Raw genomic sequence first — 18,430 nt, 5'->3', positions numbered from 1 at the left:
CTCAGGTGATCGGCAGGGCCGTGGCCAGCAGGACCACACCGACCGACCCGACGAGAGACGAGACGGCGAGCGCACGGGCTAGCGTCCGCCGCCCGGCACCGTTGGCCCAGCCGTGCAGGGCTGCGGCGAGCATGACCAGCACGAAGGCCGTGAGCTTGCCGGCGAGCATCCGTCCGTAGCCTGGCTCTGCGAGCGAGGCGATCGTCACGCCCTTGTGCGCTGCGAGGAGGACGCCGGTGGTCACCTGCAGCGGGATGAAGGCGACCACCGTCACGATGCCGAGGCGCATGCCCAGGCTTCGCATGAGGGCCGCGCGCTGCTCCTCACCGAGGCGGCTGCGCACGACGGGCAGGACGAGAGCCGAGACGGTGAGCTGACCACCCACCCAGAGGATGGCGCCGAGGACGTGCACGAACCGCACGAGCGACCAGGCGGTGAGCACCTACGACGCCTCCAGGATCCCGCGGGCTCCACGCTCGGCGTCGACCATCGCGTGGTCCACGAAGGTGTAGTGCCCGGGCTCAGGCAGGACGAGCTCGACGAAGCCGCCCTGGGCGGGGGCGAGGTCGAGCACCTGGGCGCGGCCCTGCTCGGCGTTCCCGGGCCGCAGCAGATAGGCACCTTCTTTGAAGACGGTGTCGAACTGACCACCGACGACGTGGAACGCCGTGGCTCCTTGCGGCCCCGCGTCGACGACCCAGATGCGGATGCGCTCACCCGCGCGGACGGCGATCGGGGCGTGCACGTACTGGTCGACGTAGCCGTTGAACACGACGGTGCTCGGGGCCTCCGCGGCGATCGCAGCCTCGTCGGCAGTGCCGTCCTGGGGGCCGAGGTAGAGCTCGGACTGGACGAGCACGAGCTCGGTGTCGACCGGGGGGAGGCCTGGCGGCTCGATGATGACAGCCCCGTACATCCCGTTGGCGATGTGCAGAGACATCGGCGCGGTGCTGCAGTGGTAGAGCCAGGCACCCGAACCTGTCGCGACGAACTGGTAGGTCAGCTCTTCGCCCGGGTCGATCGTCCGCATCGGCTCGTCGGGGGCGAGCGTACCGGCGTGGAAGTCGATGCTGTGGCCCATGCTCGCCTCGTTGACGAACGTGACGGTGAAGAGGTCGCCGACGGAGCCGTGGAGCGTCGGACCAGGTGCTGCCCCGTCGAAGGTCCACAGGGTCTGACGGACCCCTGGGGCGATCTCGGTCACGGTGTCGGTGACCACCATCCGTACAGCGTGCTCGGTGCCGCCGGGCAGGGGTGCGAGGTCCGGCTCGAAGGGCTGCCAGTCGGGTCCGGGGACCGCCTGCGGGTCGACCGTGACGGAGTCGTCCGTCTCGGTACCCGCGCCGGACATGCCTGCCATGTCGTGGCCGTCGTCGGTGCTGGCGTCGTCGTCCGTCGCGGCCGGGGCTCCTGTCGCGAGGATGTCGAGGGTCATGCCTGCCGCCCGGTGACCGGGGACGGTGCACCACCCCTCGGTGTCGGCGTCGACGACCCCGAGGTCGAGGGTCGCGGACTCTCCGGTGGCGAGCATGGGTGTCTGCTGCCCGGTGGCGAGTGCGAGGTCGTGCCGCATGCCGTCGGTGTTCGTGACCTCGAGGACGACGTGGGTGCCGGCCGCGATCTCGATCACCGCAGGGGAGACGCGCATCCCGGCCAGGGTCACCTGGACGGTCTGCGTCCCTGCGGCACCGGTGACGGTGGCAGACCGAGAGCTGGGGACCCCGGGTCCGGTGAGCGCGACCACCAGGGCGACGACGACCATGAGCGCACCGAGGGCGAGCCCTCCGAGTAGCCCTCTGCGGTCGACGGCCGGCTGGGTGGCAGGTGCAGGTCCGGGGTCTGCCGTCGGGGTGCTCATGCCGTCCGTCCCGTGCGACGTGCCCGGACGACCGCGGTGGCCGAGGCGACGAGGAAGAGGACGACGGCGACCTCGGTCGCGATCCCGCCGCCTGTCCACCACAGGTTCGACCCGAGCGCGTCCCCGCCGACGAGGCGGGCGGCGAGAGCCGTGTGCAGCAGGACGACGTGCGCGTAGAAGGAGGGGTGGAACGGCAGGCGCACCCGCAGGACCGCCGGGACGATCACGGGAGCGTGCCCGAAGATCATCGACATGACGAAGCCGAGGAAGACTGCGTGGAGCCCGGAGTCGTAGACGGCGAGGCTCGAGCCGAGGTCGCCCGCGACGAGCCAGATCGTCCCGCCGACCGCGAGCCACACGTACCCGGCCAGCAGGCACACCGCCATGAACCGCGTGACGCCCGGCACGCGGACGGTCCGGCGGGCGACGTCGTGCGCCGCTCCCCACAGGGCCAGGGCGAGCATCCCGGCGCCGGCGAGACGGGTCCCCGTCGACGTCTCGGGGGACACCGTGGCGACCAGGAGGCCGACGAGGAACAGTGCGCCCGCGGCGGCGAGCTGGCGTACCGCCGACCGTCGGAGCATGCCCACCCGTGCCAGCTCGAGGCGCTCACCGAGGATCGTCAGGACCAGGAAGCCCGCGAGCCACGGGACCATGCGGGGCACTGTCCACCCGGCGAGCCACAGCACTGTCGCGACGTACCAGCAGAGTGCTCCCAGAGCCATCACGCGCAGGTGGAAGGCCGGCTGGATCCTGTGCACGACGAGGTAGATCACGCAGAGGAGGACGGACGCGAGGCAGAGGAGCAGGCGTCCGGCGAGCGGCTGACCGACGAGCAGGGCGAGGCCTCCGGCCCCTGAGACGGCGGGGGCGAGGAAGCCCCAGGACCTGCCGAGCGCGACAGCCCGCTCGAGCGAGATGACTGTCCCGAGGAAGCCGAGGGTGATGAGCGGCCCGTGGTCGGAGGCTGTGCTGCTCGCGAGGGTCGGCAGCGGGAGCCCGAGGAGGAGCAGGCCTCCCCACAGTGCTGCGAGCAGGCAGAGCAGGGCCGCCACGAAGATCGGGATGCGGCGCGCGGTGCGCTGCTGGCCGTCGGGCCGGGCGACTGCGGGCGTGGTCGCGGTCACCATCCGAAGGCCTGCTTGGTCTCGGCGCTCATCATCTCGGCAGACCACGCAGGCGCGTGGGTGATGAGGACCTCCACACGGTCCACTGCGCCGCTCTCCACGAGGACCCTGCGCACCTCGTCGGTCAGGTACTCACCCAGCGGGCAGGCGGGGGTGGTGGTGGTCATCACGACGGCAGCCACCCTGCCGTTGAGCTCGACCCCGTACACGAGCCCCAGCGAGACGATGTCGATCCCCAGCTCAGGGTCGATGACCGAGCGCAGCTCCTCCCGGAGCTGGGCGGTCTCGGTCCCGGGTGCGAGGAACCGGGTGACGGAGAGCAGGTCGCGGCTCACGTGGCATCAGGGCGTGCGGTGGCGAGCGTGGCGGACGGGCCAGGGGAGGCGGCTGGCGTGGTGGTCGGGACGGGCTCTGGCACGGCGGGCTTGCGGTGGGCACCTGGCATGGGTGTAGTTTTCACTAGTCGAGTAGTAAAAACAAGATGTGCTAGTTCGTCCGCCACCCCGAGGAGCTCCGATGTCATCTGATGCCGCACTGCCAGACCCCGCCGACGAGAGCGGGTCGCTCGACCTCGACGTGCGGACGCTGCCGCACGGCGCACGGCACGACGTGATCTTCGCCCGTCTGCAGGCGCTCGCGGACGGCGAGACCTTCGTCATCCGCAACGACCACGACCCCAAGCCGCTGCGCTACCAGACCGAGGCCCTCTGGCCCGGTGCCTTCGAGTGGACGTATCTCGAGGCCGGGCCCCTCCAGTGGCGTGTCGCGATCACCCGTGCCGACTGACGGCTCGTCGACCGCGCCGCCCGTCGACGTCGTCGACGGGCTCGCCCGGACGCTCGCCCGCGCGTGCCGTGCGCTCGCCGAGGCAGGTCGCCCGCAGGATGCCGGGCGGCTGGCTGCCGACGGCTGGGTCCTGCTCCGGCACCGTCACCCGGACCAGGCGCTGCGCCTGGACGGCACCATGCACCACGTCGCCCGCGTCGAGCAACGGCTCGCGGACCTCGCCCACGCACCGGAGGAACCACTGATGACCCTGACACCAGACCGCATCGTCGACGTCCGCACCGAGATCCCGCGCACCCGCCACGCGCTGATCTTCACGACCTTCGACCAGCTGCCCGTCGGCACGGGCTTCGTCCTCGTCAACGACCACGACCCGAAGCCGCTGTACTACCAGCTCGCGGCCGAGAGCCCCGACGCGTTCACCTGGGAGTATCTCGAGGAGGGGCCTGAGGTCTGGCGGGTCCGCATCGGCCGGATCGCGGCGGCGTAGTCCCCCGAAGGTCCTGATGGCTGAGGTGCGCCCCGCGGTGACGTAGGATGGTGACTACCGACGCGGGGTGGAGCAGCTCGGTAGCTCGCTGGGCTCATAACCCAGAGGTCGCAGGTTCAAATCCTGTCCCCGCTACAGATGCAGTGCGAGAGAGGCCCTCCTGGTTCCGACCAGGAGGGCCTCTCTCGTTCCCTGGGAGGTGTCCGTCCTCGTCAGGACCGATCGCCCGACGTCGGGAGGTCGTACTACGGTCGATCCATGATCCCCGCCGACCTCTCCCTGCTGCACGCCCCCGGAACTCCGGCGCTCGCCCCTGACGGCACCTTCGTCATCGTGGCCAGGACCGCTCCAGACCTGGACCTCGACGAGCACATCGGCCAGCTCTGGAGGATCACGGTCGACGGCTCGGCGCCGCCCGTGCGACTCACGCGTGGGCACCGGGACATCGAGCCGCAGGTCTCGCCCGACGGGCGGTGGGTGGCCTTCCTGCGCGCCGAGCCCGAGGGGCGACCCCAGGTGCACGTCGTCGAGGCGGCCGGTGGCGAGCCCGTCCGGCTGACCGACCTGCCTCTCGGTGCCGCCGGCCCGCAGTTCAGCCCGGACGGGTCGACGCTCGCCTTCCTTGCACGGGTCCCCGACGAGGGGCGCTACGTCCCTGGCGGCAATCCCGGCGCGGAACCTCCGCGCCACATCACCGAGCTCACGTACCGTCACGACGGCGTCGGCTTCACGCACGACAAGCGCCGCCAGCTGTTCGTCGTCGACGTCCCGGTCGACCCGGCCTCACGGACGACGGTGCCCGCAGCGCAGGACGCAGGGCCGACCGCCCGGCAGGTGACCGACGGTGACGTCGACCTCACGAGCATCGCCTGGCTGCCGGACGGGCGGCACGTCGTGGCGGTCGGGGCGAGGCACGCCGCTCGGCACCAGGACCGGCACTCGGACGCCGTCGTCGTCGACACCGCACCCGAGGGGGACCCCGTGCTGCGACCGCTGACGGACGCCGACTCTGGGTCGACCCTCGCCGTCGCCGCTGCGCTCCCGTCGGCCGACGGCTCGGCCCTCTGGCTCCTCGCCCAGGACATGGGGTCGTCGGGACGAGACTTCGTGGCGCGCCAGACCGGCCTGTTCCACCTGCCGCTGACCACTCAGGACGGCGCGCCGGCTCCCGCGGGCGTGCCAGCCCGGGTGACCGACGAAGAAGCCGTGGACCTCGACCCGGCGACCTTCGCCGCCACAGCGAACGGCGTGCTGGTCGGTGAGCTCCGCCGCGGGACCGTGGTGCTCCACGAGCTGCAGGCCGACGGCGCGGCACGCGAGCTCCTCGGCGGGGACGTGGTCGTGCACGGTGCCGCGACGAAGGCGCTGGCGGCGAGCTCGCCTGGCGGGACCGGTGCGTCACACGAGGCGGGAGCGAACCCTGGAGCGGGCTCAGCCCTCGCCGTGGCCACTGTCGCTGGCCCGTCGACGTCGGGCGACGTGCACGTGGTCGACCTGCAGACCGGGGCCAGGCGCACGCTGACCGACTGGTCCGCGCCGCTGCGTGCCACGGGGCGGGTGCGCGAGCCCGTCGAGGTGACCAGCACGGCACCTGACGGCTACCCCGTCCACGGCTGGGTGGTCACCCCGGACCCCGGGCGATTCGGCGCAGGGCCGCACCCGACGATCCTGATGATCCACGGCGGGCCCTTCGCGCAGTACACGGTCGCGCTCTTCGACGAGGTGCAGACCCTCGCCGAGGCCGGCTACGCCGTGGTCTACGGCAACCCGCGCGGCGCGGCCGGCTACGGCTCCGCGCACGGCTCGGCCATCCGCCACGCCTTCGGGACCGTCGACACCCACGACGTGATCGCGCTGCTCGACGCCGCTCTGACCGACCCCGCCCTCGACGCGGACCGGGTCGGCGTCATGGGTGGCTCCTACGGCGGGTACCTCACGGCGTGGCTCACCACCCGGACGGACCGCTTTGAAGCAGCCATCGTGGAGCGCGGCTTCCTCGACCCTGTGAGCTTTGTCGGGTCGAGCGACATCGGCTGGTTCTTCGGGCTCGAGTACCTGGGCGACGGGGACACCGACGAAGCCCGAGCCCGGGTCGCCGCGCAGTCCCCGATGGCGCACGTGGCGAAGGTGACCACACCGACCCTGGTGATCCACTCCGAGCAGGACTGGCGCTGCCCCGTCGAGCAGGGGCAGCGGTGGTTCGTCGAGCTCAAGCGTCGCGGTGTCCAGTCTGAGCTGCTGCTGTTCCCGGGGGAGGGGCACGAGCTCACCCGGTCCGGCCGCCCGCAGCACAGGCTCCAGCGGCTCGAGCACGTGCTGGCGTGGTGGGCGCAGCACCTGCCCGTGAGCCCGACGGTCGACGGCGTCTGAGCAACGACGAGCGAGGGGCTGCACCCAGGTCGGGTGCGGCCCCTCAGCCGTCGTCGCGCGGGCTTCCTACAGGCCGACCATCGCCATGCCGGAGTCGTCGTAGCGGTTGCCGCTCACCGGGACGGTCCGGGTGAGGGCGTCGAGGTCGGCCACCTCGTCGGCAGAGAGCGCGACGGCGGTCGCACCGGCGTTCTCCTCGACGCGCTCGATCCGGCGCGTCCCCGGGATCGGGACGATCCACGGCTGCTGGGCGAGCAGCCACGCGAGCGCCACCTGACCCGGCGTGCTGCCCTTGATCGTCGCGAGGGCGCGGACGTGGTCGACCAGCGCCTGGTTCGCGGCGAGGTTCTCGGCTGTGAAGCGCGGCACACGGTTGCGGATGTCGCCCTCGCTGAAGGTGGTCGACGTGTCGACCGAACCGGTGAGGAACCCCTTGCCGAGGGGGCTGAAGGGGACGAACCCGATCCCGAGCTCGGCGAGCGTGGGCAGGACCTCGGGCTCAGGGTCACGGGTCCACAACGAGTACTCGCTCTGGACGGCGGTGACGGGGTGGACGGCGTGGGCGCGACGGATCGTCCCGGCGCCCGCCTCGGAGAGCCCGAAGTGACGGACCTTGCCCGCCTGGACGAGCTCGGCCACGGCCCCCGCGACCTCTTCGACAGGCACGTCGGGGTCGACGCGGTGCTGGTAGAACAGGTCGATCGTGTCGGTCCGGAGCCTGCGCAGCGACGCGTCGGCGACCCTGCGGATCTGCTCGGGGCTGCTGTCGAGCCCGACCATGCGCCCGTCCTGGATGTCCCAGCCGAACTTCGTGGCGATCACCACCTCGTCGCGGACCGGTGCGAGAGCCTCGCCGACAAGCTCCTCGTTGACGTAGGGACCGTAGACCTCCGCGGTATCGAAGAAGGTCACGCCACGGTCGACAGCCCCGCGCAGCACGGCGATCATCTCGTCGCGGGAGCCAGGGTTCGGCCCGTAGCTCATCGACATGCCCATGGCGCCCAGGCCGACCGCGGAGACCTGCAGGCCCTGGCCGAGAGTTCGAGTGTGCATGTGGTCCTCCGTGGTGGTCGGTGGTGCTCGTGGTGCTGACCTGGACCACGCTAGGACTGGTCCGGGCGGAGAGGCAGGGGCTGCTGGTACCCCGTTGCCCAGCACCTGTCTCCAGGGTCCGTCCAAGGACTCGAGCTGCGCACGAGCGGTCTGGGGCCGTGGCCCCAGACCGCTCGTGAGAGGGCAGGTCGCACCTTCAGGTCAGGACCGCAGGTCAGACGTGCGTGGTCTGCAGGGCGTCTCTGTCGCCGGGCTGCGACGGCTCGTCGTCGCCTGCGGTCGGCGCGGAGGCGTGCTCGACCGCGTGCCCCTCCACGTCGACGCTGGGGAGGATCTTGTCGAGCCAGCGGGGGATCCACCAGGCGCTCTTGCCCAGGAGGGACAGCAGGGCAGGCATGAGGACGAGCCTGACGACGAAGGCGTCGGCCAGCACGCCGACCATGAGACCGAAGGCGATCGACGCGGCGACCGAGAAGGTGCTGGTCGCGAATCCCGCGAAGACGACCGTCATGATCGTGGCGGCTGCCACGAGCACCGGGGCAGAGCGGGAGAAGCCCTCGACGACGGCGTCCTTGGGGGTGAGGCCGCGGTCGTGCATCTCCTTGATGCGTGAGACGAGGAAGACCTGGTAGTCCATCGCGAGGCCGAAGAGCACCCCGACGAGCAGGATCGGCAGGAGGGAGAGCATCGGGTCGCCCTGGGGTGCGTTGACCAGAGCGGGCAGCCAGCCCCACTGGAAGACCGCGACGGAAGCGCCGAAAGACGCTCCGACGGAGAGCAGGAACCCGAGGGTGGCCACGAGGGGGATGAGCAGGGAGCGGAACAGCAGGACCAGCAGGGCGAGGGAGATGAGCACGATGACGACGAGGTACGTGACCAGGGCGTCGGCCAGTGCGGCGTCCTGGTCGATGCCGATGGCGGTCTCGCCCGTGACCTCGAGGTGGATGCCGGAGATGGAGTCGGCGTCCTCGCGCAGCTGGTGGACGAGGTCCTTGGTCGAGTCGTCGATGGGGCCGCCTGTGGGGATGAGGGTGATGCGGGCGGTCTGGCCGTCCGCGCTGACCTCGGCCGGGGTGACCTGAGCGACGCCAGCCATGCCGGCGAGCTGGTCTTCGAGGGCGGCGGTGCTCGAGGCGACGTCGTCGCCCTCGGCCAGGACGATCAGCGGGCTCTGGACGCCGCCGAGCTCGTCGAGGACGAGGGTGTAGGCGGCGCGCTCGGTCGACTCGGGGTCGGTCCCGCCGGGGACGTTGAAGGCGGTCTTCATGGAGAGCATTGGCAGGGCGACCACGACCAGGACCAGGACACCGGTGACCAGCGAGATCACAGGCCGTCGCACGACGGCCTGCCCCCAGCGGCGCACGAAGCCGTGCTTCGGTGTGGTGTCCTCGTCGAAGACCACTCCGGCGGCCAGGTCCTTGCGGTGCTTCTTGGACAGTGCCTCGACCCCGAGCGTCTTCATGAAGACCGGCAGCAGGGTCAGGGCGAGCAGGACGGCGACCAGGACGCCGAAGGCTCCGGCCATGCCCATCTCGGTGACGAAGTCGATGCCGGCGACCATGAGCGCGGCGAGGGCGACGATGACTGTCAGGCCTGCGAAGACGACGGCGGTCCCGGCGGTGCCCGTGGCGCGGGCGATCGCGTCCTCGACAGAGCGGCCCGAGCGCAGCTCGGTGCGGAACCTGGACAGGATGAACAGGGAGTAGTCGATGCCGACGGCCAGGCCGAGCATCGAGGCGAGGATGATCGAGTTCTCGCCGATCGGGGTGATCGAGCCGTAGGCCAGCACGCCGACGAGCCCGACACCCACGCCGAAGACGGCGATGAGCAGGTTCGCCCCCGCGGCCCGCATCGAGCCGAAGGTCAGGACCAGGACCAGGAAGGCGATGAGGACTCCCACGACCTCGCCGGGGCCCGACTCTGCCCCGAGCGGGACGAGGTTGCCGCCGAGCTCGACCCCGAGGTCAGCCGGTGCGGACTCCTGGAGGGCGAGGGCAGCGTCGTAGGAGGTGACCTGGGTGTCGTCGGAGAGGTCGCCGTAGGTGAGGGTCGCGACGGCGAGGGTTCCCTCTGGGGAGGTGTAGGGCGCGTCGGGGGCGAAGGGGTCCGAGACCGACTCGACACCGGGCAGCGAGGCCGCCTCGGCCAGCACGCTGTTGATCTGCGCGGTGACTCCAGGGTCGGTGACCTGGGCGTCCTGGGGTGCGAAGACCAGCTGGAGGGTGTTCTCGGCCGGGGCCCGCGCAGCCGGGAACTCCCGGTTCATGACCTCCAGGGCCTGCGAGGCGCGCGACCCGGGGATGGTCTGCGGGGCGCTGTCCCCGGAGCCGTTGACCCCGAGGATCCCGGCGAGCCCGGCGAAGACGGCCAGCCAGACGCCGACCACCACCAGCCGGTGCCGGGCACTCGAGCGCCCGAGACGAGAGAGGAACGTGGACATGGGCACTCCTTGGGGCAGGGGGTTGCGATCGCTACCGATCCTGCTCGTGGCGGGTCCTCGGCGAATCGGGCAGGTGGTTGATCGTCGGTACCGCAGGCGCGGTAGCCGGGCGCGGGCGGTCGACCCGTGCGGCTCGGTCGACCCGTGCGGCTCGGTCGACGGCGCAGGGTGCCGGGAGCGGGGACGCGGAGAGGGCGCCCCGCGGTGCCCGTCGGTGCTCAGGGCTGCCAGGACTGCTCAGAGGCGCCGGAGAGGGTGCCGACCTGCCCCGGGGACGGTCTGGTTGGACCTCGGGCCCAGATGGCGTAGAGTGGTGATCACCGACGCGGGGTGGAGCAGCTCGGTAGCTCGCTGGGCTCATAACCCAGAGGTCGCAGGTTCAAATCCTGTCCCCGCTACAAGAAGAACGGCCCTCGATCACTGATCGGGGGCCGTTCTGCGTTGTGTCCTAGGCGGTGGACGACCCCGACGACACCGGCCCGCCTACACCCAGATCGCGGCGGGCCAGCCGTCGCTGAAGATCTCGGGGGTCGAGGGGAGCGCCTCGGACTCGCCGTGGGTGTGGCGACGGGCCGTCCAGGCTGTCGCAGCGGCGTCGAGGACGTCGTCGACACCCACGTCGACACCGGACAGCCCGCCCACCCCCGACAGGGCCAGGCCGTGCTCGGCGAGCAGTGCCCTGCGGGTCTCGGCGCCCGCCCAGGTCTTCTTGCGGTCGGTCAGCGGGGCGCCGTTCATGCGGGCGAAGCACACCTCGGGGTGCACCTCGAGGACCGTGCGGTCCTCGCATGCCGGGCTGCGGACGAACCGTTCGACCTCGAACACCTTCGACCGCAGCCCGAAGGCCTGGATCGAGACACCCTCGCCGGCGAGCTCGCGGTTCAGGACCACGGCGCTCGGGTGGTCGTCCGCCTCGAAGGCGGGGCGGACCGGGGTCATGAAGACCGACGAGCGCAACCGTCCGATCTCCAGCCTCGCCAGGACGTCCGCTTGCCGTCGGCCGGCGTCCGGGAGGCCGATCGGGATGTCGATCGCCACGACCGAGACACGACCGCCGAGCTCGGCGGCAGCGACGAGCGAGCCGATGTCCTGGGCGGCGAGCGCTGTCGCACCGTCGCCGTCCCACACCACGCCGACCCAGCCGGCCCGGCACGCATCCACCCCGAGCACGCGGGTCGTCTTGGTCATGGGTCTAGGAGTACCAGGTGTGTGCGCAGCGCGCGGGCTGGGGACAGGGCCGGCAGCCCAGAGCCGCTCGAGGGAGGAAGGAGAGCGAGCCAGTGCTCCCGGGGGTGAGAGCGAGGCGCTGTGGCTGGTAGGGACAGCCCTACCCCGAGACTGGGTGGCTGACCTGATGGTCGTGGGACGCGGAGGCGAGGAGGATGGACTCATGATCGAGACGACCGCGCAGCTCCCGCGCCGCGCAGACAGTGTTCCGGACCCGACCGAGCAGCCGTGGCAGACCGAGGCGAGCACACCGTGGACCGCCGTCGTGCGTCGGATCCGCAGCCTCGGCGCCGACACGGCGTACGTGCTGGTGACGCTCCCGTGGTCGTTGGTCGCCTTCGTCGTGGTCTTCACAGGTCTCGCCGTCGCCGTGCCGCTCATGGTCTTCTGGGTGGGGCTGCCGATCGCGGCGGGTGTGCTGGTCGTCGCGCGGTGGTTCGCCTCGGTCGAGCGGAGCAGGACGGTGCGTCGTGCCGTGCTCGCCGGAGACCTGCCCCTCGCGGAGCCTCGTCGAGCGGCAGCGCCCGGTCGGGGCGTACCTGTCGGCGCGGACCGCCCCTCGTTGCCGCGTCGTGTCCTCGCGTCGCTGCGCGACCCGCAGGGCTGGCGGGAGACCGTGCACGCACTGACGTCCTGGATCCTGTCGATCGTCACCTTCACCGTCACGGTCACCTGGTGGGTCGGCGCCGTCGCGGGGACCACCGTCTACGCCTGGGTACGGTTCCTCCCGGAGAACACCGGCAACGACGACCTCAGCGGCGCCGCCCGTGACGCCCTCGAGGTGCTCAACTCGACAGGCTTCAAGCTCGCCGCAGGGATCGTCTTCCTGCTGACCCTGCTGCCGATGACCCGGGCGATGGCACGCCTGCAGGCAGGGTTCGCACGGACGCTGCTCGACGAGCCTCGGACCGTCGCGCGCTGACCATCTCCGGGCGTGAGCGCCGTCGCGCCGATAGTGTCGGACGATGAGTGCACCCACAGTCTTGTTCATCGGTGGCAGCGGCGTCATCAGCTCGGCGAGCGTGCGGCTCGCGGTCGAGCGCGGCTACGACGTCACCGTCCTCAACCGCGGGTCGTCGACGACCCGTCCTCTGCCGGCGGAGGTGCGCTCGTTGCGCGCCGACGTCCGCGACCCAGGGTCGGTGCGCGAGGTGCTCGGAGGGAGCGACTTCGACGCTGTCGTGGACTGGGTGGCCTTCACCCCGGGCCACGTGCAGCAGGACGTCGACCTCTTCACCGGCAGGACCGGGCAGTACGTGTTCATCAGCTCGGCCTCGGCCTACCAGACACCGCCCGCCCGCAGCCCGGTGCTCGAGTCCACACCGCTCCGCAACCCGTTCTGGGGCTACTCCCAGGACAAGATCGCGTGCGAAGACCTGCTCGTCGCCGCGTACCGCGACAGCGGCTTCCCCGCCACGATCGTCCGGCCGTCGCACACCTACGACCAGACCTCCGTCCCGCTCGACGGCGGGTGGAACGTGGTCGAGCGGATGCGCGCCGGCAAGGAGGTCGTCGTGCACGGTGACGGCACGTCGCTGTGGACGATTACGCACACCGACGACTTCGCTCTCGGACTCGTCCCGCTGCTGGCGAACCCGAGGGTCGTCGGCGACTCCTTCCACATCACCTCGGACGAGGCACTGACGTGGGACCACATCACGCAGTCGCTCGCGCGAGCAGCAGGGGTCGAGGCGAAGATCGTCCACGTGCCGTCGGACGCGATCGCGGCCGTCGACCCTGGGTGGGGTGCCGGGCTGCTCGGAGACAAGGCGCACTCGATGGTCTTCGACAACGCCAAGATCCGCAGCGTCGCCCCGGGGTTCGTGCCGCGTACGACCTTCGAGCAGGGTGCGCGCGAGATCGTCGCGTGGCACGACGCGGACCCGGCCCGGCGCCAGGTCGACGCACGGATGGACGCGGTGATGGACGACCTGGTGGAGCGGTTCCGCGTCTGAGGTGGAGGTTCGTCTGCGCCCGTCGCCGAGCCGGGGCGCTGGCTCTGCGGCCGTCACCAAGCCCCGGTCCGAGGACGTGTCAGGAGGTCCCGTGAGGGTCAGCGGGACCTCCCGCCGACCGCTCCAGAGAGATCTTTGGTCTGCTCTTGACGCGGTGCGGACGTACTCTTGGAACGGTTCACCATGGCGGTGACCGTGAGGGAGCGACGATGACCGACAGGTCAGAGCAGTCCGGTCCGAAGCACGACCCGCGCGACGAGGCCTTCCTCGAGGCGGGGCACGAGCCCGCTCACGTCCCGGCGCACGAGGTCCCCGGAGAGCTGCTCACCCTCGGGGTGCTCGCGACCTCGCAGAAGACCGACGAGCGTCGGTTGCCGATCCATCCCTCGCACCTCGACCGCATCGACGCGGACCTGCGCGAGCGGATGATCGTCGAGACCGGCTACGGCTCGGCCTTCGGCATGACGGACGAGCGCCTGGCCGGGCTGGTCGGTCAGGTCCTGCCGCGTGCGGCGCTCCTCGAGCGGTCCGACGTCGTGCTTCTCCCCAAGCCGCAGGCGCACGAGCTCGCGGAGCTGCGCGAGGGGCAGGTGCTGTGGGGATGGCCGCACTGCGTCCAGGACGTCGAGATGACTCAGCAGGCCGTCGACCGTCGGCTCACCCTCGTGGCCTTCGAGGCCATGAACCACTGGACGGGGGACGGGCGCTTCGCGCTGCACGTGTTCCACAAGAACAACGAGATCGCCGGGTACTGCTCGGTCCTGCACGCTCTCCAGCTCGCCGGGTCGACCGGAGACTACGGTCGCCGCCTCAACGCGATCGTCATCGGCTTCGGCGCGACGGCGCGTGGCGCCGTGACAGCGCTGAGGGCGCACGGCGTCCACGACGTCCACGTGCTCACCAACCGCGACGTGGCAGCCGTCGGCTCGCCGATCCACTCGGCGCGCATCGTCCAGCTGGACCACGACGAGGCGGCCCCGAACCTCAGCCACGTGCTGACCGAGGAGGGGCGCGTCCCGCTCGCCCCTTATCTGGCGGAGTTCGACATCGTCGTGAACTGCACGCTGCAGGACACCGACGCTCCGCTGACCTACCTCTGCGAGGACGACCTCGGTGCGTTCAGGCCGGGCAGCCTCGTGGTCGACGTGTCGTGCGACGAGGGGATGGGGTTCTCGTGGGCACGCCCGACGAGCTTCGCAGAGCCGACCTTCGAGGTGGGTGACCACATCCTCTACTACGCCGTCGACCACAGCCCCTCGTACCTGTGGAACTCGGCGACCTGGGAGATCAGCGACGCCGTGCTGCCCTTCCTGCGCTCGGTCATGAGCGGGCCGTCGGGTTGGGCGTCCGACGAGACCGTCGCGCGCGCGATCGAGATCCGTGACGGGGTCGTCGAGAACCCCGCGATCCTCAGGTTCCAGCACCGGGCCGAGACCTACCCGCACGCCCAGGAGGCCTGACGATCCCGCAGGGCTGAGGTCCGCGACCCGCAGGCCGCTCAGACCCCGGTCGCCGGAGCCACACCTCGCGCGACCAGGTCGGGAGGGGGGTCGCGGAGTGCGGGGCGAGCCAGAGACCGAGGTGGTCGATACCCTTGGTGCTGCCCGAGCAAGGACCACCGAGAGGGGCACCGTGACCGAGCGACCGACCTTCGCCCCACCGTCGGGGACCGTCGTGGGCTGGGTCGACACCGATGCCGGAGTGCTGCGCGCCACGGGGATCCCTTACGCCACGGCGGGCCGGTTCGAGGAGCCGGTCCCGGCTGCCGACAGGACCGAGGTGCTCGAGGCGACAGGGTGGGCGCCCGCGTGCCCGCAGGCACCGGTGGTCTTCCTCGAACGGGTGCTCGGCGGTGACTTCAGCTCGCTCGCGACCGACGAGAGCTGCCAGAACCTCTCGGTCACGGTGCCGCGCGACGTCCAGGCCGGGGAGCGGCTCCCGGTGATGGTCTGGATCCACGGTGGCTCGTACACCTCGGGTGCCGGTGACGTCCCGGTGATGGATCCGGCGCCCCTGGTCGCCGAGCAGCGGGTCGTCGCGGTGACCGTCACCTACAGGCTCGGGATCTTCGGGTACCTCGGAGGGCGTGCCGGGCGCCCTGCGAACCTCGGGCTGCTCGACCAGGTGGAGGCCCTTCGATGGGTCCAGCGCAACGTCGAGGCCTTCGGGGGAGACCCTGCACGGGTCACGGTCTTCGGGCAGTCTGCGGGCGGAGACGCCGTCGCGCACCTCATGGCAGTGCCTGGGGCTGCGTCGTTGTTCTCCCGCGCGATCGTCCAGAGCGCCCCGCTCGGCATCTCCCGTGGGAGGAGCGCGATGAACGCGGCGATGCTCGACGCCGCTGAGGACATCACTGCGCAGACCCCTGTCGAGGAGGTCGTCGCCCGGCAGTCTGCTGTCGCGAAGACAGCGGAGGGTTCGGGGCTGCGTGCCGCGATGCCCTTCGGCACCCAGTACGGCTTCGCCCCGCTCCCGCCCGAGGACGCCGTCGACGACGCCTGGGACGCCGTGGCCGAGGAGGTCGACCTGCTCATCGGCTGCACCTCCGAAGAGGCTCGGCTCTTCGTCCGCGAGGTACCCGTGGTCCAGCGGGTGGTCGCGCTGCCTGTCGTCGGGCCGCTCGTGCGCCGTGGCCTCGTCGCTGCTCTCACCGAGGTCGTCTACGGGCGGTCGGCGCGGCGCTTCGCCCGGCGGCATGCGCGAGCAGGTGGGCGGGTGCACAGGTACGTGCTGTCGTGGTCCGCGCCCGGGAACCCGTGGGGTGCCGCGCACACTGTCGACCTGCCGATGCTCTTCGGCGACGAGAAGACCTGGGCGCGAGCCGAGCTGGTCGAGGGGGCGTCGTGGGACCAGATCCAGGAGGCGGCACGAGCGGTCCGTTCTGTGTGGGGAGCCTTCGCGCGGGGTGACGACCTGGGGCGCGACGCGTCAGTCTCGGGTGTCCTCAGGTGCACAGCGGTGCGGTGACCCGTCGACGACCCCGCGCTGCTCAGGCAGGCTTGCGGGCGTCGTAGGCCTCGCGGGCCTCGACCACCTCGGGGACGGCGTCCTCGATGACGCGGATGAGCGAGGCGAGGCTGTCGGACACCTGCGTGCCGAGCGCTGTGAGGCTGTACTCGACGTGCGGCGGGATCGTCTCGCGGACCTCGCGGACGACCAGGCCGTCGCGCTCGAGGGCCTGGAGGGTCTGGGACAGCATCTTCTCGCTCACGCCGTCGATCTTGCGGCGCAGCGCGTTGAAGCGCACGGATCCGTCGCGCAGGGCTGCGAGTGCGAGGACGCCCCACTTCGCCGCGACGATCTCGAGGGTCTGCCGTGAGCTGCAGCCGCGCTGGAAGACGTCGGGGGCGAACTCTGAGAAGTCTTCGAGGTCGTCGGTCCCGACCTCGCGCGGTGCGGCGGGGTCGTGGGTCTCGACGTTCTCGGTCCTGGCCATGTCTTGAGTATACGACCGTGCATCAGGAATCGATAGTGCTGCGGAAAGGATTGCACTTTCGAAAAGTTAGTGCCATGCTCGTCGTGTTGCCGAACCGTCGCCGCGGGACCTGTCTGCGCGGCCATCTCACAAGGAGCACGCCATGATCGCTGTCACCGGAGCCACCGGACACCTCGGACGCCTCGTCGTCGAGTCCCTGCTCGAGCGCGGCACCCCCGCCGACCAGGTCGTCGCCGCTGTGCGCACCCCGGCCAAGGCCGCGGACCTCGCCGCCCGCGGTGTCCAGGTCCGCGAGGCCGACTACTCGCGCCCCGAGACTCTCGCGGCGGCCTTCGAGGGTGTCGACACCCTGCTGCTCGTCTCCTCCTCCGAGGTCGGCCAGCGCGTCCCGCAGCACGTCGCCGTGATCGACGCCGCGAAGGCTGCGGGCGTCGGCCGCGTCGTCTACACGAGCGCACCGCAGGCCGACACCTCGACCCTCGTGCTCGCCCCCGACCACAAGGCGACCGAGGAGTACCTCGCGCAGTCGGGCCTGGCCACGACCATCCTGCGCAACAACTGGTACACCGAGAACTACCTCCAGCCCGTCCAGCAGGCGAAGGACTCGGGTGAGATCCTCGCGAGCGTCGGAGACGGCAAGGTCGCCTCGGCGCCCCGCTCGGACTTCGCCGAGGCCGCTGCCGTGGTCCTCGTCGACGACTCCCACGCGGGCAAGGTCTACGAGCTCTCGGGTGACGTCGCGTGGACGCACGACGAGCTCGCCGCCGCTGCCGGAGAGGTGCTCGGCCGCGAGGTCTCGTACCACCGCGTCTCGCCCGAGGAGCATGCCGCTGTCCTCGCAGGCTTCGGCCTCGACGAGGGGACCGTCGGCTTTGTCGTCGCTCTCGACGGCAACATCCGCGACGGTGAGCTCGCGACGGTCACGAGCGACCTGAGCACGCTCCTCGGCCGCCCGACCACCGGGCTCGTCGAGGCGCTGCGCGCAGCGCTCTGACGGTGACAGCGGGCGGCACCTGCCCTTCCGCGAGGGAGCTCTGGCGGGCAGAAGGTCCGCACGACCTGAGGTGATCGACGCAGAGGCCGGGGGTGCCAGGACGGCACCCCCGGCCTCTGCGCGTCCAGCCCGCTGCGGGCCTTCACGCCGGCCCCTGGCCCTCTTACACTCGGGGGCATGGATGATGTGACGCAGGACACTCCCCGGACCCAGCCTCCGGGACGCGGCGACGAGAAGAGCACCCTCATGGGGTTCTTGATGCTCAACCGCGAGACCGTCGTCATCAAGGCGCAGGGCCTCAGCGACGAGGACGCCGCGCGGCGCCTGGTGCCCAGCCTCACCACGGTGTCAGGGATCATCCGCCACCTCGCCGACGTCGAGCGGTCGTGGTTCGTCGAGGCCGTCGAGCAGCGCCCCTACGACCGCCGCTTCGGCAGCGACGAGGACCCGGACGGCGAGTTCCGCGTGACCGCTCGGGACTCCCTGACGGAGATCATCGACGACTACAGGGCGTCATGGGCAGAGGCTGACGAGGTGCTCGCCCGGCACGACCTCGACGAGGCGCCCGACAACCCCGAGTACCCGTCGCTCCGCTGGGTCCTCGTGCACGTCATCGAAGAGACCGCCCGGCACCTCGGGCACGTCGACATCCTCCGCGAGCTGCTGGACGGCACCACGGGGGAGTGACCGAGCA

General features: G+C 71.2%; 17 protein-coding genes and 2 tRNA genes. 11 read left to right on the top strand and 8 right to left on the bottom strand.

The features are described 5' to 3' along the window. Nucleotide 1 precedes the first annotated feature (1 nt). From SANBI_RS13455 to SANBI_RS13440, 4 genes are read right to left on the bottom strand one after another with little or no spacing between them, the layout of a single operon-like run. Nucleotides 2-442, bottom strand: coding sequence for a hypothetical protein (locus SANBI_RS13455; protein ID WP_319155848.1), 441 nt, complete (start codon nucleotides 440-442; stop codon nucleotides 2-4). Beyond that, nucleotides 443-1,858, bottom strand: coding sequence for a multicopper oxidase domain-containing protein (locus SANBI_RS13450; protein ID WP_319155845.1), 1,416 nt, complete (start codon nucleotides 1,856-1,858; stop codon nucleotides 443-445). After that, complete coding sequence (locus SANBI_RS13445) at nucleotides 1,855-2,988, bottom strand: hypothetical protein (RefSeq protein WP_319155843.1); 1,134 nt, start codon at nucleotides 2,986-2,988, stop codon at nucleotides 1,855-1,857. Before SANBI_RS13445 ends, SANBI_RS13450 begins: the two co-directional genes overlap by 4 nt. Further along, on the bottom strand, nucleotides 2,982-3,320 hold the full coding sequence (locus SANBI_RS13440) for a metal-sulfur cluster assembly factor (protein ID WP_319155842.1): 339 nt from the start codon (nucleotides 3,318-3,320) through the stop codon (nucleotides 2,982-2,984). Before SANBI_RS13440 ends, SANBI_RS13445 begins: the two co-directional genes overlap by 7 nt. Nucleotides 3,321-3,501: 181 nt before the next feature. Between SANBI_RS13440 and SANBI_RS13435 the strand changes: the two genes are divergently transcribed. The 4 genes from SANBI_RS13435 to SANBI_RS13420 all read left to right on the top strand — a co-directional run bounded on the left by SANBI_RS13435 (nucleotide 3,502) and on the right by SANBI_RS13420 (nucleotide 6,631). Continuing rightward, a complete protein-coding gene (locus tag SANBI_RS13435) occupies nucleotides 3,502-3,771 on the top strand; it encodes a DUF2249 domain-containing protein (RefSeq protein ID WP_319155839.1) in 270 nt (89 codons plus the stop codon). Continuing rightward, nucleotides 3,761-4,261, top strand: a complete 501-nt coding sequence (locus SANBI_RS13430; RefSeq protein ID WP_319155835.1) for a DUF2249 domain-containing protein — start codon at nucleotides 3,761-3,763, stop codon at nucleotides 4,259-4,261. Before SANBI_RS13435 ends, SANBI_RS13430 begins: the two co-directional genes overlap by 11 nt. A gap of 61 nt (nucleotides 4,262-4,322) precedes the next feature. Beyond that, nucleotides 4,323-4,396, top strand: a tRNA-Met gene (locus SANBI_RS13425). 123 nt (nucleotides 4,397-4,519) lie between these two features. Next, complete coding sequence (locus SANBI_RS13420; protein WP_319155833.1) at nucleotides 4,520-6,631, top strand: S9 family peptidase; 2,112 nt, start codon at nucleotides 4,520-4,522, stop codon at nucleotides 6,629-6,631. Between the two features lie 66 nt (nucleotides 6,632-6,697). Here SANBI_RS13420 and SANBI_RS13415 read toward each other — a convergent pair whose 3' ends face one another. After that, nucleotides 6,698-7,684 carry an aldo/keto reductase gene (locus SANBI_RS13415; RefSeq protein ID WP_319155831.1) on the bottom strand — a complete coding sequence of 329 codons (987 nt, stop codon included), beginning with the start codon at nucleotides 7,682-7,684 and terminating at the stop codon, nucleotides 6,698-6,700. A gap of 214 nt (nucleotides 7,685-7,898) precedes the next feature. Further along, the gene (locus SANBI_RS13410; protein ID WP_319155829.1) at nucleotides 7,899-10,124 is read right to left on the bottom strand and encodes an MMPL family transporter; all 2,226 of its coding nucleotides are present in this window, start codon (nucleotides 10,122-10,124) and stop codon (nucleotides 7,899-7,901) included. A gap of 324 nt (nucleotides 10,125-10,448) precedes the next feature. Here SANBI_RS13410 and SANBI_RS13405 point away from each other — a divergent pair. Further along, a tRNA-Met gene (locus SANBI_RS13405) sits at nucleotides 10,449-10,522 on the top strand. A gap of 85 nt (nucleotides 10,523-10,607) precedes the next feature. Here the strand turns inward: SANBI_RS13405 and SANBI_RS13400 are convergent. Further along, nucleotides 10,608-11,312, bottom strand: coding sequence for a DUF429 domain-containing protein (locus SANBI_RS13400; RefSeq protein ID WP_319155827.1), 705 nt, complete (start codon nucleotides 11,310-11,312; stop codon nucleotides 10,608-10,610). Between the two features lie 202 nt (nucleotides 11,313-11,514). Between SANBI_RS13400 and SANBI_RS13395 the strand changes: the two genes are divergently transcribed. The 4 genes from SANBI_RS13395 to SANBI_RS13380 all read left to right on the top strand — a co-directional run bounded on the left by SANBI_RS13395 (nucleotide 11,515) and on the right by SANBI_RS13380 (nucleotide 16,273). Next, on the top strand, nucleotides 11,515-12,273 hold the full coding sequence (locus tag SANBI_RS13395) for a sensor domain-containing protein (protein ID WP_319155825.1): 759 nt from the start codon (nucleotides 11,515-11,517) through the stop codon (nucleotides 12,271-12,273). A 43-nt stretch (nucleotides 12,274-12,316) separates the two neighbouring features. Next, a complete protein-coding gene (locus SANBI_RS13390) occupies nucleotides 12,317-13,306 on the top strand; it encodes an SDR family oxidoreductase (protein ID WP_319155824.1) in 990 nt (329 codons plus the stop codon). A 209-nt stretch (nucleotides 13,307-13,515) separates the two neighbouring features. After that, nucleotides 13,516-14,766 carry a N(5)-(carboxyethyl)ornithine synthase gene (locus tag SANBI_RS13385; RefSeq protein ID WP_319155821.1) on the top strand — a complete coding sequence of 417 codons (1,251 nt, stop codon included), beginning with the start codon at nucleotides 13,516-13,518 and terminating at the stop codon, nucleotides 14,764-14,766. 172 nt (nucleotides 14,767-14,938) lie between these two features. Continuing rightward, nucleotides 14,939-16,273 carry a carboxylesterase family protein gene (locus tag SANBI_RS13380; protein ID WP_319155819.1) on the top strand — a complete coding sequence of 445 codons (1,335 nt, stop codon included), beginning with the start codon at nucleotides 14,939-14,941 and terminating at the stop codon, nucleotides 16,271-16,273. 22 nt (nucleotides 16,274-16,295) lie between these two features. Here SANBI_RS13380 and SANBI_RS13375 read toward each other — a convergent pair whose 3' ends face one another. Continuing rightward, nucleotides 16,296-16,742, bottom strand: coding sequence for a winged helix-turn-helix transcriptional regulator (locus SANBI_RS13375; RefSeq protein ID WP_319155816.1), 447 nt, complete (start codon nucleotides 16,740-16,742; stop codon nucleotides 16,296-16,298). Between the two features lie 142 nt (nucleotides 16,743-16,884). Here SANBI_RS13375 and SANBI_RS13370 point away from each other — a divergent pair, with 142 nt between their 5' ends. Both SANBI_RS13370 and SANBI_RS13365 read left to right on the top strand, forming a co-directional pair. Further along, entirely contained in the window at nucleotides 16,885-17,736 is an 852-nt protein-coding gene (locus SANBI_RS13370; protein ID WP_319155814.1) for an SDR family oxidoreductase, read from the top strand. Between the two features lie 177 nt (nucleotides 17,737-17,913). After that, nucleotides 17,914-18,423 carry a DinB family protein gene (locus SANBI_RS13365; protein WP_319155812.1) on the top strand — a complete coding sequence of 170 codons (510 nt, stop codon included), beginning with the start codon at nucleotides 17,914-17,916 and terminating at the stop codon, nucleotides 18,421-18,423. The last annotated feature ends 7 nt before the right edge of the window (nucleotides 18,424-18,430 follow it).

This window comes from Sanguibacter biliveldensis, from assembly GCF_033798665.1.
GTDB classification, from domain to species: domain Bacteria; phylum Actinomycetota; class Actinomycetes; order Actinomycetales; family Cellulomonadaceae; genus Sanguibacter; species Sanguibacter inulinus.
Note: the sequence above shows the minus strand (reverse complement) of the source record. Positions and strands in the feature narration are given on the sequence as shown.

What these genes read in the sequence shown, in the direction of transcription:
- SANBI_RS13450 (WP_319155845.1), bottom strand. Translation starts at nt 1,858, where the DNA reads ATGAGCACCCCGACGGCAGACCCCGGACCTGCACCTGCCACCCAGCCG.
- SANBI_RS13445 (WP_319155843.1), bottom strand. Translation starts at nt 2,988, where the DNA reads ATGGTGACCGCGACCACGCCCGCAGTCGCCCGGCCCGACGGCCAGCAG.
- SANBI_RS13435 (WP_319155839.1), top strand. Translation starts at nt 3,502, where the DNA reads ATGTCATCTGATGCCGCACTGCCAGACCCCGCCGACGAGAGCGGGTCG.
- SANBI_RS13420 (WP_319155833.1), top strand. Translation starts at nt 4,520, where the DNA reads ATGATCCCCGCCGACCTCTCCCTGCTGCACGCCCCCGGAACTCCGGCG.
- SANBI_RS13415 (WP_319155831.1), bottom strand. Translation starts at nt 7,684, where the DNA reads ATGCACACTCGAACTCTCGGCCAGGGCCTGCAGGTCTCCGCGGTCGGC.
- SANBI_RS13410 (WP_319155829.1), bottom strand. Translation starts at nt 10,124, where the DNA reads ATGTCCACGTTCCTCTCTCGTCTCGGGCGCTCGAGTGCCCGGCACCGG.
- SANBI_RS13400 (WP_319155827.1), bottom strand. Translation starts at nt 11,312, where the DNA reads ATGACCAAGACGACCCGCGTGCTCGGGGTGGATGCGTGCCGGGCCGGC.
- SANBI_RS13395 (WP_319155825.1), top strand. Translation starts at nt 11,515, where the DNA reads ATGATCGAGACGACCGCGCAGCTCCCGCGCCGCGCAGACAGTGTTCCG.
- SANBI_RS13390 (WP_319155824.1), top strand. Translation starts at nt 12,317, where the DNA reads ATGAGTGCACCCACAGTCTTGTTCATCGGTGGCAGCGGCGTCATCAGC.
- SANBI_RS13385 (WP_319155821.1), top strand. Translation starts at nt 13,516, where the DNA reads ATGACCGACAGGTCAGAGCAGTCCGGTCCGAAGCACGACCCGCGCGAC.
- SANBI_RS13375 (WP_319155816.1), bottom strand. Translation starts at nt 16,742, where the DNA reads ATGGCCAGGACCGAGAACGTCGAGACCCACGACCCCGCCGCACCGCGC.
- SANBI_RS13370 (WP_319155814.1), top strand. Translation starts at nt 16,885, where the DNA reads ATGATCGCTGTCACCGGAGCCACCGGACACCTCGGACGCCTCGTCGTC.
- SANBI_RS13365 (WP_319155812.1), top strand. Translation starts at nt 17,914, where the DNA reads ATGGATGATGTGACGCAGGACACTCCCCGGACCCAGCCTCCGGGACGC.